This is a genomic window from Curtobacterium sp. HSID17257 (assembly GCF_003989515.1).
In the GTDB taxonomy this organism is placed as follows: Bacteria; Actinomycetota; Actinomycetes; order Actinomycetales; family Microbacteriaceae; genus Curtobacterium.
In genome coordinates this window covers 42,421-58,888 of record NZ_RBLU01000004.1, presented here as the reverse complement: position 1 = coordinate 58,888, position 16,468 = coordinate 42,421, and the positions used below count along the sequence as shown (strand labels likewise).

The 16,468-nt window shown below is 72.3% G+C and carries 15 protein-coding genes and 2 tRNA genes; 11 read left to right on the top strand and 6 right to left on the bottom strand.

Annotated elements, in window-relative coordinates; genetic code table 11:
- Window positions 1-106: 106 nt before the first annotated feature.
- The 6 genes from glp to D8M35_RS01645 all read left to right on the top strand — a co-directional run bounded on the left by glp (window position 107) and on the right by D8M35_RS01645 (window position 6,197).
- Window positions 107-1,354, top strand: a complete 1,248-nt coding sequence (glp, locus tag D8M35_RS01670) for a gephyrin-like molybdotransferase Glp (RefSeq protein WP_126890244.1) — start codon at window positions 107-109, stop codon at window positions 1,352-1,354.
- The gene (moaC, locus tag D8M35_RS01665; protein WP_126890243.1) at window positions 1,351-1,854 is read left to right on the top strand and encodes a cyclic pyranopterin monophosphate synthase MoaC; all 504 of its coding nucleotides are present in this window, start codon (window positions 1,351-1,353) and stop codon (window positions 1,852-1,854) included. Before glp ends, moaC begins: the two co-directional genes overlap by 4 nt.
- Window positions 1,851-2,363 (top strand): molybdenum cofactor biosynthesis protein B, encoded by a 513-nt coding sequence (locus D8M35_RS16815; RefSeq protein ID WP_126890242.1) that lies wholly within the window; start codon window positions 1,851-1,853, stop codon window positions 2,361-2,363. The genes moaC and D8M35_RS16815 overlap by 4 nt, the downstream gene beginning before the upstream one ends.
- Window positions 2,360-2,833, top strand: a complete 474-nt coding sequence (locus tag D8M35_RS16810) for a molybdenum cofactor biosynthesis protein MoaE (RefSeq protein ID WP_126890241.1) — start codon at window positions 2,360-2,362, stop codon at window positions 2,831-2,833. The genes D8M35_RS16815 and D8M35_RS16810 overlap by 4 nt, the downstream gene beginning before the upstream one ends.
- A gap of 81 nt (window positions 2,834-2,914) precedes the next feature.
- A complete protein-coding gene (locus D8M35_RS01650; RefSeq protein WP_126890240.1) occupies window positions 2,915-4,108 on the top strand; it encodes an ATP-binding protein in 1,194 nt (397 codons plus the stop codon).
- 241 nt (window positions 4,109-4,349) lie between these two features.
- Window positions 4,350-6,197, top strand: a complete 1,848-nt coding sequence (locus D8M35_RS01645) for an ABC-F family ATP-binding cassette domain-containing protein (RefSeq protein ID WP_126890239.1) — start codon at window positions 4,350-4,352, stop codon at window positions 6,195-6,197.
- A 26-nt stretch (window positions 6,198-6,223) separates the two neighbouring features.
- Here D8M35_RS01645 and D8M35_RS01640 read toward each other — a convergent pair whose 3' ends face one another.
- Window positions 6,224-6,691: a VOC family protein gene (locus D8M35_RS01640; RefSeq protein WP_126890238.1), complete on the bottom strand. Its 468-nt coding sequence runs from the start codon at window positions 6,689-6,691 to the stop codon at window positions 6,224-6,226.
- Between the two features lie 63 nt (window positions 6,692-6,754).
- The gene (locus D8M35_RS01635) at window positions 6,755-7,249 is read right to left on the bottom strand and encodes a MarR family winged helix-turn-helix transcriptional regulator (protein ID WP_126890237.1); all 495 of its coding nucleotides are present in this window, start codon (window positions 7,247-7,249) and stop codon (window positions 6,755-6,757) included.
- A gap of 94 nt (window positions 7,250-7,343) precedes the next feature.
- Between D8M35_RS01635 and D8M35_RS01630 the strand changes: the two genes are divergently transcribed.
- The 3 genes from D8M35_RS01630 to D8M35_RS01620 all read left to right on the top strand — a co-directional run bounded on the left by D8M35_RS01630 (window position 7,344) and on the right by D8M35_RS01620 (window position 9,648).
- Window positions 7,344-7,415, top strand: a tRNA-Gln gene (locus D8M35_RS01630).
- Between the two features lie 41 nt (window positions 7,416-7,456).
- A tRNA-Gln gene (locus D8M35_RS01625) sits at window positions 7,457-7,528 on the top strand.
- Between the two features lie 32 nt (window positions 7,529-7,560).
- Window positions 7,561-9,648, top strand: a complete 2,088-nt coding sequence (locus D8M35_RS01620) for a hypothetical protein (RefSeq protein ID WP_126890236.1) — start codon at window positions 7,561-7,563, stop codon at window positions 9,646-9,648.
- 78 nt (window positions 9,649-9,726) lie between these two features.
- Here the strand turns inward: D8M35_RS01620 and D8M35_RS01615 are convergent, their stop codons facing one another.
- On the bottom strand, window positions 9,727-10,485 hold the full coding sequence (locus D8M35_RS01615) for an SDR family oxidoreductase (RefSeq protein ID WP_126890235.1): 759 nt from the start codon (window positions 10,483-10,485) through the stop codon (window positions 9,727-9,729).
- A gap of 133 nt (window positions 10,486-10,618) precedes the next feature.
- On the opposite strand from D8M35_RS01615, the gene D8M35_RS01610 reads away from it, so the two are divergent.
- Complete coding sequence (locus D8M35_RS01610; protein WP_238638051.1) at window positions 10,619-11,482, top strand: helix-turn-helix transcriptional regulator; 864 nt, start codon at window positions 10,619-10,621, stop codon at window positions 11,480-11,482.
- A gap of 73 nt (window positions 11,483-11,555) precedes the next feature.
- Here D8M35_RS01610 and D8M35_RS01605 read toward each other — a convergent pair whose 3' ends face one another.
- Entirely contained in the window at window positions 11,556-12,584 is a 1,029-nt protein-coding gene (locus tag D8M35_RS01605) for a zinc-binding alcohol dehydrogenase family protein (RefSeq protein ID WP_126890233.1), read from the bottom strand.
- Between the two features lie 141 nt (window positions 12,585-12,725).
- Here D8M35_RS01605 and D8M35_RS01600 point away from each other — a divergent pair, with 141 nt between their 5' ends.
- Window positions 12,726-13,103, top strand: coding sequence for a helix-turn-helix domain-containing protein (locus D8M35_RS01600; RefSeq protein WP_238638050.1), 378 nt, complete (start codon window positions 12,726-12,728; stop codon window positions 13,101-13,103).
- 41 nt (window positions 13,104-13,144) lie between these two features.
- Here D8M35_RS01600 and D8M35_RS01595 read toward each other — a convergent pair whose 3' ends face one another.
- Both D8M35_RS01595 and D8M35_RS01590 read right to left on the bottom strand, forming a co-directional pair.
- Complete coding sequence (locus tag D8M35_RS01595) at window positions 13,145-14,608, bottom strand: glyceraldehyde-3-phosphate dehydrogenase (RefSeq protein ID WP_126890232.1); 1,464 nt, start codon at window positions 14,606-14,608, stop codon at window positions 13,145-13,147.
- Window positions 14,608-16,467 carry a phosphoenolpyruvate carboxykinase (GTP) gene (locus tag D8M35_RS01590; RefSeq protein WP_126890231.1) on the bottom strand — a complete coding sequence of 620 codons (1,860 nt, stop codon included), beginning with the start codon at window positions 16,465-16,467 and terminating at the stop codon, window positions 14,608-14,610. The genes D8M35_RS01595 and D8M35_RS01590 overlap by 1 nt, the downstream gene beginning before the upstream one ends.
- Between the last annotated feature and the right edge of the window lies 1 nt (window position 16,468).

Genomic DNA, 16,468 nt, shown 5'->3' with positions numbered 1-16,468 from the left:
ACAGGTCCTCCGGATGTCATCGGCGCGTGGTGCGCCCTGGATACGCTACTGACGCCCCTCCGGCGTCGACCGGGAACGGGGCGTCCCACGATGTTCGGAGGCCTGCGTGCGCACGATCGGTCAGCACCGCGACGAGGTCGCCGCGCTCCTCGCACCCGTGCTCGCTCCGCGCGCTCCGGAGGTGCTCACGCTCGACGACCTGGCAGACGGCGCCGGCGCCGGTCGCGGGTACCGGATGCTCGCGCGTGCGGTGACCGCACCCGTCCCGCTGCCGGTGTTCGACAACAGCCAGATGGACGGGTTCGCCGTGCGCTCGACCGAGGCCGGCCAGGTCGTCCGGGTGGTCGACCCGATCCCCGCCGGAGCCGTCCCGGTGCCGCTCGCGCCCGGGACCGCAGCGCCGATCATGACCGGGGCGCGGATCCCGGACGGCGCGGACGCCGTCGTGCCGGTCGAGGCGTCACCGCCGGGCGCGTTCCCCGCGGCGCTGGGACTCGACGTGCTCACCGTGCCGGACGGCACAACCGCCGGCACGTTCGTCCGTCGTGTCGGCAGCGACGTCGCGCTCGGTGCCGAGCTCGCGCCGGTCGGAGCCCCGGTGACCCCGGCGCTCCTCGGCGCACTGGCGTCGGCGGGGGTCGGCGCGGTGTCCGTGCTGCGGCCGGTCCGGGTGCTCGTCGTGTCGACGGGCAGCGAGCTCATCGACGGCGGCCAACAGGACGACGACGGCTCGGACGCGGCGGGCGCGGTCATCCGTGACGCGAACGGTGTGGCGCTGCGTGCGGCCCTGGCCGAGGTCGGTGCCGTGGTGCGCCGCGTGCAGCTGAGCGATGCTGCCGAGGCGTTCCTGCCGGGGCTCGTATCGGCCGTCGGCGACTGGGCCGACCTCGTCCTGACCACCGGTGGGATCAGTGCCGGTGCGTACGAGGTCGTGCGCCAGGTCCTCGAGCCGCGCGGCCTCGCGGTCACCCCGGTCGCGATGCAGCCCGGCGGACCCCAGGCCCTCGGACTCGTCGAGCTCGCCGGTCGGCGGGTACCGGTCGTGGCCTTCCCCGGGAACCCCGTGTCCGCCCTCGTGTCCTTCGAGGTGTTCCTGCGCCCGGTGCTCGCGGCGGCCGTCGGCGCTCCGGACCGCCCGACCGCCGAGCTGCCGGCCGCCGAGTCGGCGAGCTCGCCCGTCGGCAAGCACCAGGTCCGACGCGGCCGCGTCGCCGACGGGCGGGTGCACTTCGTGGGCGGGCCGAGCTCGCACCTGCTCGGGCACCTCGCCGCAGCCACCCACCTCGTCCACGTCCCCCTCGGCACCGACTCCGTCGAACCGGGAAACCCGCTGACCGTCTGGAGCCTCCGATGACCGACGACCCCTCGACCGCCGGCGCGCGTGACGCCGAGCTCTCGCACGTGCGCGCCGACGGCACCGCGCACATGGTCGACGTCTCCGACAAGGACGTCACCGCCCGGTCCGCCACGGCCACCGCGACGCTCGTCACCCGCACCGACGTGGTCGAGCGCATCCTCGACGGCTCGCTGCCCAAGGGCGAGGTGATCGGCACCGCACGCATCGCGGCGATCATGGCCGTCAAGAAGACGTCGGACCTGGTGCCGCTCTGCCACCCGCTGCCGATCGCGGGCGTCGAGGTCGACATCGAGGGCGACGGCGACCGCGTGCGCATCGAGGTCTCGGTCCGCACCACCTCGCGCACGGGCGTCGAGATGGAGGCCCTGACCGGGGCGAGCGTGGCGGCACTGACCGTGTACGACATGGTGAAGGCCGTCGACCGCAAGGCCGTGATCACCGACGTCCGGGTGCTCGAGAAGCACGGCGGGCGTTCGGGGGACTGGAGCAACCGATGACGTCCGAACTCACCAGGGGCCGAGCCGGTGTGGTGGTCGTCTCCACGCAGGCATCGACCGACCCGACGCTCGACCGCACCGGGCCCGTGATCGCCGCGTGGCTGCGCGAGCGGGGCTTCACCGTCGCCGAGCCGACGATCGTGCCCGACGGCGGCCCGATCGCCGAGACCGTCTCCGTCGAGCTGCTCGCCGACGCGAAGGTCGTCGTCACCACGGGCGGCACCGGCGTCACGCCGACCGACCGCACCCCCGAGGCCGTCGCTCCGCTGATCGACCTGGAGCTGCCCGGCATCACCGAGGAGATCCGTCGTCGCGGCCTCGCCGGTGCGGGGCCGACCGCGCTGCTGACCCGCGGGGTCGCGGGCATCGCCGGTGGCCGGACGGTCGTCGTGACCCTGCCGGGGTCCCGTGGTGGTGTCGCCGACGGCCTCGCGGTGCTGGACGGCGTGCTCGACCACGTGCTCGCCCAGCTGCACGGCGAGGGCCACGCGCCCCGGAGCGCCTCGTGAGCGGCGACCGCGGGACCGGCGTCCACGGGCCCGACGATCACGGGACAGCCGAGCGGGTCGTCGTCGCCGACGTCGTCGACCGCGTGGTCACCGTCGACGAGGTCTCCGCAGCCGTGACCACCGACCGCGACGGCGCCGTCGTCACGTTCGCCGGGGTCGTCCGCGACCACGACGAGGGCAAGGGCGTCACCGCACTCGACTACGAACGGCACCCGAGCGCGGGTGACGTCATCGCCGAGGTCGCCCGCTCGATCGCGGACGCGCACCCCGAGGTCCGGGTCGCCGTGCTGCACCGTGTCGGAGCGCTGCGCATCGGGGACGTGGCGCTCGCCGCGGCCGTGTCCTCGCCGCACCGGGCCGAGGCCTTCGCCGCCTGCGCCGCGCTGATCGACCTCGTGAAGGAGCGGACGCCGATCTGGAAGCGCCAGGAGTTCACCGACGGCACCGACGAGTGGGTCGCCGCGTTGTGACTCCGTGAGCGTGCGCGCCCACTCTGCGACGCCGGCACTCCCGCAGTAAAATAAATAAAGTAAACAACGATCGGGAGTGTGATGAGTCAGAGCCCCGTCGAGCGGTCGCGCAGCCCGTTCAATCCAGGATACGGCCGCCAGCCGCTGGTCTTCGGTGGCCATGAGCAGGAGATCGACGAGCTCACACGCGTCTTCAGCACGCTCGACTTCGGCGAGAACCACTCGATCCTCATCGCTGGTCTCCGCGGCGCCGGCAAGACGTCGATGCTGACGCTGCTCCAGAACGCGGCGACGGATGCGGGATGGCTCGTCATCAGCGACGATGCGAGTTCCGGGTTGATGGACCGCGTCATGGAGACCACGATCCCGGCGCTGTTGAACGGACTCGATCCGGCGACGAAGGCGCGTCTGACGAGCGTTGGTCTCTGGAAGTTCAGTGCATCCTGGGAGTACCAGGACCGGCACCGAGAAGTGAAGCCGCTCCTCCGGAACGATCTCGTCGCCCTGTCCAGAGCGATCGACAATCGCGGCATCCTCATCACCATCGACGAAGTGTCCTCCGGCCGAGTCCGTCTGCGTGAGCTGGCAAAGTTCGCGCTCCAGGTGTCCCACGCACTGACCGACGGTGCGAACATCATGATCGCGTTCGCCGGGATCAGGATCGACCTCGACGAACTCCTCAAGCAAGAGCATGCGACGTTCCTGCGTCGCTCTCGTGACCTCACCTTCGAACGGCTCGACCCGCACGCCACCATGGCGGTGCTCCGTGACACTGCGGCGGTCGGTGGGCGGCAGATCAGCCCCGAAGCCCTGCGTCGCCTCGCCGAGATCGCGCAAGGTTACCCCTACCTCATCCAGTTGGTCGGTGACTACGCCTGGCGCGCCAGGAGTGACGCGCCCACCATCGAGATCGAGGACGCAGAGGTCGCGTTCGAGAAGGCCATCAAGGCAGTCATGAGTCGAGTGATCAGCAAGGTGTACCTCGACCTGTCGGACAAGGACCGCGAGTTCGTGAAGGCCATGACGCTGGCGTTGGTCGACGGCCGGGCGAAGATGTCGCGCATCGTGGCGCTGATGGGCGAGTCCGACCAGTACGTCCAGGTGTACAAGCGACGGCTGATCGACACGGGCTACGTCCAGCGGGCGGGGCACGGCTTCGTCTCCTTCACGCTCCCGTACCTCGACCAGTACATCCGGAGCCTCGTGTACGACGACCCGCGGGACGATCGCCGGCCCGCCGACAGCTGGGCGGACTTCCCGGCGCCGCAACTCTGACACCCATCGGTCCCCACGGTCAGCGCTGCGGTGATCGAACCGGCGAAGCGACCTCGGTCACGCATCGGTGAGCCCGCCGCGCCGCTGCCCGCTGCACAACCGGCAGCACGTCGCGCCGCGGAATCCCGTTGCGCGACGTGCTGCCAGTTGTGCCGCAGCGCCCAACGCCACCGAACCACCGGGGCCACCCCGGTCGCACCGCGCGGCGCCCGCACCCCGCGGCGCCGCCTACCCTTGACGAGTGGCTCATCTCCTCGGCGCCGAGAACCTGCATCTCGAGTTCCCCACCAAGGTCGTCTTCGACAGCGTCACCCTCGGCCTCGACGAGGGTGACCGCATCGGCGTCGTCGGCCGCAACGGCGACGGCAAGTCGACCCTGCTCGCCCTGCTCGCGCAGCGCCTCGAGCCGGACGCGGGGCGGGTCACCCACCGACGCGGCCTGACCGTCGGGTACCTCGACCAGCGTGACGTCCTGCCCGCGGGTGCGACCGTCGGCAGCATCGTCGTCGGCGAGCTCGCCGAGCACGAGTGGGCCGGCGACCCGAAGATCCGCGACATCATCGGCGGGCTCGTGTCGGACATCCCGTGGGACGCCACGGTCGACGACCTCTCCGGCGGTCAGCGACGGCGCATCGCACTCGCGAAGCTGCTCGTCGGCGACTGGGACGTCCTGTTCCTCGACGAGCCGACCAACCACCTCGACGTCGAGGGCATCCAGTGGCTCGCCGACCACATCAACCGCCGCTGGTCGTCGAACCAGGGCGGCATGGTCGTCGTGACGCACGACCGGTGGTTCCTCGACGCCGTGTCGACCGCCACGTGGGAGGTCCACGACGGTGTCGTCGACCCCTTCGAGGGCGGCTACGCGGCGTACATCCTGCAGCGCGTCGAGCGTGACCGGCAGGCGGCCGCGAGCGAGCAGCGCCGCCAGAACCTGGCCCGCAAGGAGCTCGCCTGGCTCCGCCGTGGTGCCCCCGCGCGCACGAGCAAGCCGAAGTTCCGCATCGACGCGGCGAACGCCCTGATCGACGACGTGCCGCCGATCCGCGACACCGTCGCCCTGTCGCAGATGGCGACCGCCCGGCTCGGCAAGGACGTCGTCGACCTGCTCGACGTCGGTGTCTCGTTCGGCGACGACGTGATCCTGCGCGACGTCGAGTGGCGCATCGCACCGGGGGAGCGGACCGGCATCCTCGGGCCGAACGGTGCCGGCAAGTCGACCCTCCTCAACCTGGTGTCCGGCAAGCTGCAGCCCACCGAGGGCCGCGTGAAGACCGGCAAGACGGTGCAGGTCGCGGTGCTCGACCAGCAGCTCGCCGACCTGCAGCAGTTCGCCGACGACCGCGTCCGCGAGGTCGTCGCCCGCAAGAAGACGAGCTACGTCGCCGACGGCAAGGAGATGACGCCCTCGCAGCTGCTCGAACGGCTCGGCTTCACCTCGGAGCAGCTCTCGACGCCGGTCAAGGACCTGTCCGGTGGGCAGAAGCGCCGGCTGCAACTCATGCTGATCCTGCTCGACGAGCCCAACGTGCTGATCCTCGACGAGCCGACGAACGACCTCGACACCGACATGCTCGCCGCGATGGAGGACCTGCTCGACACCTGGCCGGGCACCCTGCTCGTCGTCTCCCACGACCGGTACCTGCTCGAGCGCGTCACCGACCAGCAGTACGCGGTCCTCGGTGGGCACCTGCGGCACCTGCCCGGCGGCGTCGACGAGTACATGCGACTGCGGGCGTCCGGGACCGTCCCACAGACGGCGGCTGCGGCTGCCGCCGCCTCGGCCGGGAGGCCCGACACGGCTCCGGCAGGCGCCTCCGGTGGCACTGCGGTCGGGTCCAGCGCCCCTGCCGCTCCCGGTCTGTCGGGTGCGGACCGTCGCGCCGCGGAGAAGGAGATGTCGGCCCTCGACCGGAAGATCGCGAAGGCGGGGCAGGACCGGCAGGAGCTGCTCGACGCGTTCGCCGCGCACGACCAGTCGGACTACGCGGGGCTCGGGGTGCTGCAGACGAAGCTCGGGGCGCTCGACGCCGAGGTCGAGCAGCTCGAGGAGCGGTGGCTCGAGGTTGCGGAGACGCTCGGGGTGTAGCTGGCGGCCCGCGGTTCCGGTACCCGCTACTCGATCGACTCCGGGTCGACGGTGTCCTGGTCGGGGTGCGCTTCCGCCGGGTCACCGCCACCGGGGTTCGCCACGACCTCCCAGAGGTGGCCGTCCGGGTCCTGGAAGAAGCCGGACCACATGCCCCACGGCCTCGTGTACGGCGCCGCGAGCATCGCCGCTCCGGCCGCTGCGGCACGGTCGAGGAACGCCTGCGCGGCCTCCTGTGACGGCTCGAAGTGCCCGATGGTCGTGCTCGGCGCGTCGGCGAGTGCGACACCGGAGTCCTTCCGCATGTCCTCGCGCCCGTACACGCTGACGATCAGGCCGTCGTCGAGCGTGAACATCGCGGTGGTGCCGCCGGCCTCGGTCTCGCTCGACGGGTACTCGGTGCCGATGACGCCGCTGCCGTCGATGCCGAGGAGCGCGCGGTAGAACGATGCCGAGCGTTCGACGTCGGCCACGGCGAGGTTGATGGCGTGCATGCCCGGCAGGCTACGCCGCGGTCGGTTCCGCCGACCCGGTCGACCCGGTCGGTCGCTCGGTCCTCAGTCGCCGAGCCCGAGGATGAGCCGTCGGAGCAGCCCGGACAGCTGCGCCTGCTCGTCGTCGGACAGCTCGGACAGGATCGCCCGCTCGGCCCCCAGCAGGTCCGCGATCGCGGCGTCCACGGCCGCCCGGCCGCTCGCGGTGAGGGACACGAGGATGCCCCGGCCGTCGCGCGGGTCGGTGCGGCGGCTGACGAGCCCCCGTGCTGCGAGGCGGTCGACCCGGTTCGTCATCGTGCCGCTCGACACCAGGGTCTGCTGCAGCAGCGACTTCGGGCTGAGCTCGTACGGTTCGCCAGCCCGCCGCAGCGCCGACAGCACGTCGAACTCCCACGGCTCGACGTCGCTCGCGTCGAACGCGGCCCGTCGCGCACGGTCGAGGTGCCGGGCGAGCCGGTCGACCCGGGACAGGACCTCGAGCGGTCCGAAGTCCAGGTCTCCCCGCTCCCGACCCCACGCCGCGACGATCCGGTCGACCTCGTCCTGCTGCGGCATCCCTCCATCTTGGCCGAAGCCGTCGCGCGCGGCCAGCGTCCGGGCCGTGGGAGGATGGACGGGCACCGGACGGGCTCCACCCCGTCCGGTGTGTTCCGCCTTGGTGTAACGGCAGCACGACGGCCTTTGGTGCCGTTAGGTCCGGGTTCGAATCCTGGAGGCGGAGCGCGCGACGGCGCGGACGCGCTCTGGCACGATGAACCCCATCGGCGTGTAGCTCAGCAGCAGAGCACCGGACTCTGGATCCGGAGGGCGCAGGGGCAGCACCTGCCACGTCGGCTGACAGCACCACCAGGAGGGGGATCATCGTCATGTCCGCACCGGCCTACCTGTGGGGTCAGCTGAGTCGAGCCCTCGACGCGCACCGCGACCGTCGGACGGCGAAGATCCTCGAGGCCATCACCGGCATCGAGGCCGGCCGCATCACGGTCGGCATCCCGGTCCCCACGAAGGGGATGCCCGCGTGGGTCACTCCGGAGGTCATCCGCGGAGGGTTCGCAACGGGTCACGCCGCCGCGTCCGGCCCGCTCACCGACAGTGAGCAGGCGCTTGCCGCGGAGCACGGCATCCCCGCCACCCGCGCCGCGTTGTTCCAGTGGGCGCTCACCGACACCGGTCTCAGCTGGTTGGCCACCCTCCTCGACCAGCAGCGCTACGAGGTCCGTCTCCCCGAGCAGGCGGCGCTGCTCACCGTCGTGCACCTGCTCCGCACCGGCCACCCCGACGAAGCGGCTGCTGTGCTCGACGGCGTCCGCCGGTACGCCGACCAGCTGCAGTTCCTCCCGACTCCGTTGCGCGCACCCGTCCCCGACGGCGTGCACATCGCGACCATCAGCGACGCCGTCACCGCGCTCGAGCAGAAGAAGCCGCACCGACAGGTCGAAGCGCAACGCGTGACGAACGCCATCTGGAACCCGTTCACCGACGAGCTCGTCGGTCTCTGGTGGAGCACCCGCGACGAGGGCGGCACCATCGGTCGGGCCTTCCCCGACGGGTGGGAGTCGCGGGCGCAGGACCTCCTCGACGTCCACGACGCCCTCACCGAGGAGCACGACCTCCCGGCGCGGCACCGGAAGCCCGGGTCCACCGTGCAGATCCTCCTCACCGCGACCCGCGCCGTGCTCGCCGGCGACCGGACGCAGGTCCAGCGGGCTCGGACCGTCGTCGCCGACGTCGTCGCGAAGCGAGGCGCTCCCGGATCGCAGACGCTGCGGACACTGCGGCGCGCTCAGCAGGAGGACGCCGCGAAGCCGTCCCACGCAGTCCTCGCGAAGGGCACCGCCGACGTGCTCCGCCCGCACGCGGACGTGCTCACCGCCACACCGCTCGACCTCATCGTCGGCACGCCCGGCGAGCACCTGCCGTTCGTGCGTCGGACCGTCGACCGGGCACGTCACGCGCCCGTCGGGCAGCTCGTCCACGTCGGCATCATCAGGTCTGCCGAAGGGCTCGCCGAGGTCGCACCGCAACTCGCCGGCCCCGCCGTCGCCGCCCGGTACACCGAACCGGTCGCCGGCCAGCTCGCCGCCGCGACCTTCACCGCGTTCCAGAACCGGCGGACCGTGCTGCTGCTGGACCTCCGCAAGCAGGTCCAGGTGACCGCGCTGCCCTGGTACCAGGCGCTCGCCGAGACGTCCGAGACGACCGGGTCCGATCGGGTCGGCCTCGTCCGTCAGGCGAACACGCTCAGCAAGCACGCCGTCGAGTCGTTCCCCGGGACCGTCCTCCCGAACGCGTTCCTCCGCGTCCTCGCGGAACTGTACCGGCAGGCAGACCTTGCCCTGCCCGTCACGTACGAGCTCGCCGCGGACATCTTCACGGGAGGGTTCTCGAGGACGTTCGTCGATGCAGGACGCATCGCCCACGGCCTCGTCGCCGACGGCCGCTCCGACCTCTACGCGCGGTACTACGGCCTCGGGGTGCACGCTCCCGCCACGGAGAAGGCCTTCGCAGCGGAGGCACGTCGTCGAGCCGGCGTCACGACGGACCGCAGGTGGAGATCCACCGCCGTCGCCGGCAGCATCATCGAGCAGGCGCAGGTCCTCACCACCCACAACCTCGCCCTCGTCGTCCACGCCGGGGCAACCATCGACTGGGAGGCAGCCGCCTTCGCCGCGTTCGTCCGCACCGTGCAGCCGGAGCTGTACGCCGCGCAGCAGGAGCGCGGCCTCCGCCAGCGGAAGAAGGCCGCCTCCGCATGGCGGCAGGTCGTCTTCGCCCTGACGATGGCCGGCGAGGACGCGACCGACCGGTTCCTCGAACGAGCCCGGAAGGCCGCGACCGGCCACCGTGCCGGCGGCCGGTCACTGGCGCTCCTCGCCGACCTCGACCGAGCACGCCGCGGTCAGACCGTCGAGGAGCCGTTCACCGGCTGGGTCGTCCGTCACGACGACCGGTAGCCGACGCCGCTGGCCCCTGGCACGCCCGGGCGTTCATCCACGGTGAACTGCGCGGCAGCGGCTCAGCGGCTCAGCGGCTCAGCGGCCCGGCAGCGATGCCAGTGCCCGCGACCGCTGCGCGAGCATCTCGTCGTACGTGCCGTCCCGCTCGGACCATCGGAGGGGCTGGGCTCGCTCGACGATGACCTCGTGCGGCGTCGGGTCCTGCGACAGCAGACCCATCACCTCGTCGAGGAACGCGTCGAGGGGCAGCGCGTTCGGGTTGAGCTGCTCCTGACCCGCGGTCGCCACGGCCGGCGGGACGAGTTCGCTGACACCGACACCGGTGCCCGCGAGGTGCGCGCGGAGCGACTCGGTGTACGAGTGCACCGCCGCCTTCGTCGCGCCGTACGTCGGCATGAGCGGGAACGGGGTGAACCCGATCCCGGACGTCACGGTCAGGACGTCGCCCTGCCCCCGTGCGAGCAGGTGCGGCGTGAAGGCGTCGACCACGCGGATGGTGCCGAGCAGGTTCACGGCGACGGACTGCTCGGCCTCCGCGATGTGCGCAGGGTTCCGCAGGTCCTCGGTGAGCATGACGCCGGACATCGTGACGACGAGGTCGAGGTCGGGGTGTGCGGCCAGGACCGCGTCGCGTGCCGCGAGCACGGACGCAGGGTCCGTCACGTCGACGGTGACCGCTCCGATCTCGTCGGCGTCGGCGTCGGCATCGGCGTCGGTGACACGACGCCCGCCGACGACGACGGTCGAACCGGCGGCGCGGAAGCGGCTGGCCAGACCGGCGCCGATCCCCGAGGTGCCTCCGGCGATGAAGACGGTGCGGTTGCTGACGTCCATGTGGATCGTCCTCCCTGTTCGGTGGTGGTGCACCGATGGTCGCTCCGTGTCCGGCACGTCCGACAGGCCGCGGTCTTCCGGGGGAGTGACAGGGCCCCCGCTCCGCGGGCTGTGCCCGGATACCGTGTGCTCCGTGGAGGACAGCGCAGACGAGAACCGGCTCGGTCGGTACCTGGCGGCCAGACGCGCGGTCGTGACACCGGAAGAGGTCGGGCTGCCGTCCGGTCCACGCCGCAGGGTCACCGGGCTCCGGCGCGAGGAGGTCGCACTGCTGGCCGGCATCAGCGCCGACTACTACCTCCGTCTCGAGCGCGGCCGGGACCGCAACCCGTCGGACCAGGTCATCGACGCACTCGCCCGGGTGTTCGACCTCGACGACGTGGAGCGGGAGTACCTCGCCGACCTTGCGGCACCCCGACCGCGGCGGCGGCGGACCCGTCGGACCGATCGTGTCCCGGACCGGCTGCACCACCTGCTCGCGGCGGTCGACGTGCCCGCCTTCGTCGAGAGCCGCACCCTCGACATCCTCGCGGCCAACGCCCTGGCGACGGCGCTGTCGCCACGGATGGCCCCGGGCCACAACCGCCTGCGGTCGCTCCTGCTCGACCCCGAGGAGCGTGCGTTCCAGCAGGACTGGGAACGTGCCGTCGTCGACATGGTCGCGGCGTTCCGGCACACCCTGGGCACCGACGTCGACGACGTCCGGGCGATCGAGCTCGTCGGCGAACTGTCGCTGGCGAGTGCCCGGTTCCGCGAGGTCTGGGCGCGACAGGACGTCCGACCGCTCGCGGGCAACACGACCGTCGTCCGGCACCCCGAGGTCGGGACCCTGCGCCTCCACCGCGACAAGTTCCCCACGGACGACGTCGTCGTGGTGCTCTACTACGCGGACGAGGGGTCGGCCGACGCCGAGAAGCTCCGCCTGCTCGGCGCCCTCGCGCAGCCGACCCGCGACCAGACGGACCGCGGCGCCGGGCACTCCGCTCAGGTCGGCTGACCGACCGGAACCGAGACGACGGCGGGGAGGCGCGGATCACCGCCGCCGGTCGGCGCTCGGCGACGTGTGCGGCTCAGTCCTCGGACTCGTCCGTGACGACGACCTTGCCGATGACCTGTCCGCTCTCGACCAGACGGTGGGCCTCGCGCAGGGTCTCGGCCGTGATGGGCCGCAGGACGGTCGTGGCGGTCCCGCGCACACGTCCGCTGTCGACGAGGTCCGCGACCGCCTGGAGGATCCGGTGCTGTTCCTCCAGGTCCGCGGCGCCGTGCAGGGACCGGGCGAACATGAACTCCCAGTGCCAGGTGAGCGCCTTCGACTTCAGCGCGACGACGTCGACCTGCTCGGGGTCGTCGATCGCCACGACCTGTCCGAAGGTGCGGAGGAGACGCTCGTACACCGGGAGCCGACCGGAGGAGTTCGTCGTCAGGATCCACTCGATGCCGTCCGGGGCGAGCGCGAGGACCTGCGCGGCGAGGTCGCCGTGGTGGTCGACGACGTCGTGGGCGCCGAGGTCGCGCGCCCACTTCTCGCTCTCCGGCCGGGACGCGGTGGCGATCACCCGGACACCGGGCAGCAGGGCCCGGACGAGCTGGATCGCGATCGATCCGACACCCCCGGCACCGCCGACGACGAGCAGCGTCCCGGCTGCGTCCGGCGTGATCCGGAGCTTGTCGAACAGGCTCTCCCACGCCGTGATCGCGGTGAGCGGGAGCGCGGCGGCCTCGGTGTGTGTCATCGTCGACGGCTTCCGGCCGACGATGCGCTGGTCGACGAGCTGGAGCTCGGCATTGCTGCCGGGCCGGTCGATGGCGCCGGCGTAGTAGACCGCGTCGCCCGGGGCGAAGAGCGTGACGGCCGGACCGACGGCGCGGACGGTGCCGGAGGCGTCGAAGCCGAGCACCCGCAGGCCGCCGTCCGGCTCGGCGCCGCCACGGAGCTTCACGTCGACCGGGTTGACCGAGACCGCGCGGACCTCGACGAGCAGGTCGTGCGGGCCGGGGACCGGCTCGGGGATCGTGGTGGACACCAGGCTGTGTGCGTCGGTGACGGGGCGGGCAGCGGTCTGGACGACCGCTCGGATCTCGTTCGTGGTGGTCACCCGACCACTGTGCACCCCCGCACGTGGTCACCCGCAAGGGCCCTAGGTCACTCTGGGGTTACCGAGGAACCCCTGGTCGGAGACCGTACCCGTCGGGAACCATCGGGTCGGCTCGACGCAGCGTCCGGGTACAGTGCGGGGGTGACCACGTCGACGAGCGCTCCCGCCGAGACCGCGCACGCGCTCGACACCTGCGACCGGAACGACGTCTACGCTGCGGCCTGCCCCTGCCGCGCGATGCTCGACCTGCTCGCGAACAAGTGGACGGCGCTCGCGATCGGCGTGCTCGAGGACGGCCCGCTGCGGTTCGGGGAGCTCCGCCGTCACCTGCAGGGCGTGAGCCCGAAGGTGCTCTCCGCGTCGCTGAAGCGGCTGGAGGGCGCCGGGTTGGTGAGCCGCACCGTGTTCGCCGAGGTGCCCCCGCGGGTCGAGTACGCGCTGACGCCGCTCGGTCACGGCGCCGCGGTCCCGCTGGCGCACCTGCGGAGCTGGGCGAACGAGAACGTCCCGCGGCACTGAGGCGTCGACGAGGCGCTGCCACCGCCTCGTCCCGAGGCCGGTCAGCGGCCTCCGGCCATCTCCTGCAGGACCCGGTGCACCTGGCGGCTGTAGCCGGACTCGTTGTCGTACCAGACGTACAGCACCACGTGCTCGGACCCGTCCGCGATGGTCGCGAGCCCGTCCACGATGCCCGCCCGCCGGCTGCCGAGCAGGTCCGTCGAGACGATCTCCGGCGACTCGACGTAGTCGATCTGCCGACGGAGCGGCGACGTGAGCGAGGCGTCCCGGAGCACCCCGTTCAGCTCGTCGCGACCGACGGGTCGACCGAGCGCCAGGTGCAGGACCGCGAGCGAGACGTTCGGCGTCGGGACGCGGACGGCGTTCCCGGTGAGCCGGCCCCGGAGTTCGGGCAGGGCCTTCTCGGCGGCCTTCGCAGCACCGGTCGCGGTGATCACCATGTTCAGGCCTGCCGCACGGCCGCGCCGGTCGGCGGGGTGGTAGTTGTCGACCAGGTTCTGGTCGTTCGTGGCGGAGTGCACGGTCTCGACGTGTCCGTGCACGATGCCGTACGCGTCGGACACGACCTTGAGCACCGGGACGATCGCGTTGGTGGTGCACGACGCCGCGCTCACGACCGGGTCGTCGCTGATCGTGTCGTGGTTGATGCCGTGCACGACGTTGGGGACGTCGCCCCCGCCCGGTGCGGTGAGCAGGACGCGTGCAGCACCCGGTGCCCGCAGGTGCTGCTCGAGCCCCTCGGCGTCGCGCCAGCGGCCGGTGGTGTCGACGACGATCGCGTCCTCGATGCCGTGCGCGCGGTAGTCGACGGCGTCCGGGGAGTCGGCCGAGACGAACTGCACGAGGGTGCCGTTCGCGGTGATCGTGTCCCGCTCGGTGTCGACGGTGACGGTGCCGGCGAAGGGACCGTGGATCGAGTCCCGCCGGAGCAGGCTCGCGCGCTTGACCAGGTCGTCGGCACCGCGACGTCGGACGACGACCGCGCGCAGGGCGAGCGGGGCGTGCTCCCCGGCGCGTTCGAGCAGGATCCGGGCGAGCATCCGCCCGATGCGACCGAAGCCGTACAGGACGACGTCGCGCGGGGCGGCGTGGGTCGAGCTGTCCGCCGCGCCGCGCCGCAGGAAGAACTCGTCGGCGAGGAACTCGCGCAGGGTGCTGCCCAGCCGGTCGCGTCGGTGTCGGGACGCGAGGTCGCCGAGGTCGACGGACACCGACGACAGCGCCATCGTCTCGAGTTCGGTCAGGATCGCCAGGCTCGTCGCGACCGGCAGCTCGGTCGCGTCGACGCGACGGCTCGACCGGTGGGCCTTGACGATCGCGATCGGGGACTGGCCCACCAGGGGCCGGCCGTGGACCGAGGGCACGACGTCGTCCCGCCGGTACAGGCGACCGATGAGCGGCACCATCGCTTCGGCAGCGGCGAGCTTCTCGTCCCACTCGTGCTGCAACCGGGCACGCTCGGCGGCGGTGGACACCCCGGCTGCGGTCGGAGCGGCGGCCGCCATCAGGCGACCTGCCGGACGGGGACGACGGCGTGCAGGGCGGCGCGGCGTTCGTCGAGGATCGTCGTGAAGACCGGGGGCGTGCGGTCAGCGAACCCGGCGAGGAACTCCTCGGTCAGGTCGCACTCCTCGAGCCACGGCTCCGGGTCGACGGCGAAGAGCGCGTCGAGCTGCGCCTCGGGCAGGTCCAGGCCGCGCACGTCCAGGTCGTCCAGGTCGGGGAGCAGGCCGACCGGGCTCTCGACCGCCGGCACGCTGCCCTCGACCCGGCGCGCGATCCACTCGAGCACGCGGGCGTTCTCGCGGAAGCCCGGCCACAGGAAGCCGCCGTCCGCGTCCTTGCGGAACCAGTTCACCTGGAACACCGCCGGAGCGCCGGCGCCCAGCTGTCCGCCCAGGGTCAACCAGTGCGACCAGTGGTCGGCCACGTCGTAGCCGCAGAACGGCAGCATCGCGAAGGGGTCGCGGCGGAGCTCGCCGACGGTGCCCTCGGCCGCGGCGGTCCGCTCGGACGACACGGTGGCGCCCATGAACACGCCCTCGGCCCACGTCGGTGCCTGTGCCACGAGCGGCACGTTCGTCGAACGGCGGCCACCGAACACGACGGCGTCGACGGGGACGCTGTGCTCCCACCCGTCGGCGAGCGTCGGGACCCGGTCGAGCGCCACGGTGAAGCGGGCGTTCGGGTGCGCTGCTGGCGTCGGGCTGTCGGGGGTCCAGTCGGCGCCGGTCCAGTCGACCAGGTGTGCGGGCGGTTCGGGGGTGAGCCCCTCCCACCAGACGTCGCCGTCGTCGGTCAGCGCGACGTTCGTGAAGATCGTGTCCGCGGCGATCGTCTCGACCGCGACGGGGTTCGTGTCGGGGCCGGTGCCGGGTGCGACGCCGAACAGCCCGGCCTCGGGGTTGATCGCGTGCAGTCGTCCGTCGGCACCCGGGCGGAGCCAGGCGATGTCGTCGCCGATGGTCTCGACGGACCACCCGGGCAGGGTCGGCTGCAGCATCGCGAGGTTGGTCTTGCCGCAGGCGGACGGGAACGCGGCGGCGACGTGGAAGGCGCGGCCCTCGGGCGAGGTGAGCCGGACGAGCAGCATGTGCTCGGCGAGCCACCCCTCGTCGCGACCCATGACCGAGGCGATCCGGAGCGCGAAGCACTTCTTCGCGAGCAGGGCGTTGCCGCCGTACCCGGAGCCGTACGACCAGACCTCGCGGGTCTCCGGGAACTGCACGATGTACTTCGTGTCGTTGCAGGGCCAGGCGACGTCCGGCTCCGGGACGCCCCGGTCGTCCCGGAGCGGGTGCCCGACGCTGTGCACCGTCGCGACCCACGGCACGCCGGTGTCGATCGCGCGGAGCACCTCGGGGCCCAGTCGCGTCGTCATGCCCATGCTGAGGACGACGTACGCCGAGTCGGTGACCTCGACGCCGAGTTGCGAGATCGGCCCGCCCACCGGTCCCATCGAGAACGGGACGACGTACATCGTCCGGCCGCGCATGCTCCCGGCGAAGCGCTCGTCGAGCTCGGTGCGCATCGCGGTCGGTTCCCGCCAGTGGTTCGTCGGACCGGCGTCCTCGGGCGTGCGGGAGCAGGTGAAGGTGCGGCCCTCGACCCGGGCGACGTCGTCGGGTGCCGACCGGGCGAGGTAGCTGTTCGGCCGGAGCTCCGGGTCGAGGGCGATCAGCTTGCCCTCGTCGACGAGCTGCTGGGTCAGGCGGGCGGTCTCGTCGGCGGACCCGTCGCACCAGACGACCGCATCGGGGCAGGTGAGGGACGCGATCCGGGCGACCCACGCCTCCAGGGCGACACGGGGTGAGCCGGGGACGGTGTGCGGGGCGGGACTCGTGTGGTTGGGGTTGGTGATCATC

What these genes read in the sequence shown, in the direction of transcription:
- D8M35_RS01615 (WP_126890235.1), bottom strand. Translation starts at nt 10,485, where the DNA reads ATGGACGTCAGCAACCGCACCGTCTTCATCGCCGGAGGCACCTCGGGG.
- D8M35_RS01650 (WP_126890240.1), top strand. Translation starts at nt 2,915, where the DNA reads ATGAGTCAGAGCCCCGTCGAGCGGTCGCGCAGCCCGTTCAATCCAGGA.
- D8M35_RS16815 (WP_126890242.1), top strand. Translation starts at nt 1,851, where the DNA reads ATGACGTCCGAACTCACCAGGGGCCGAGCCGGTGTGGTGGTCGTCTCC.
- D8M35_RS01620 (WP_126890236.1), top strand. Translation starts at nt 7,561, where the DNA reads ATGTCCGCACCGGCCTACCTGTGGGGTCAGCTGAGTCGAGCCCTCGAC.
- moaC (WP_126890243.1), top strand. Translation starts at nt 1,351, where the DNA reads ATGACCGACGACCCCTCGACCGCCGGCGCGCGTGACGCCGAGCTCTCG.
- D8M35_RS01595 (WP_126890232.1), bottom strand. Translation starts at nt 14,608, where the DNA reads ATGGCGGCCGCCGCTCCGACCGCAGCCGGGGTGTCCACCGCCGCCGAG.
- D8M35_RS01635 (WP_126890237.1), bottom strand. Translation starts at nt 7,249, where the DNA reads ATGCCGCAGCAGGACGAGGTCGACCGGATCGTCGCGGCGTGGGGTCGG.
- D8M35_RS01640 (WP_126890238.1), bottom strand. Translation starts at nt 6,691, where the DNA reads ATGCACGCCATCAACCTCGCCGTGGCCGACGTCGAACGCTCGGCATCG.
- D8M35_RS01590 (WP_126890231.1), bottom strand. Translation starts at nt 16,467, where the DNA reads ATGATCACCAACCCCAACCACACGAGTCCCGCCCCGCACACCGTCCCC.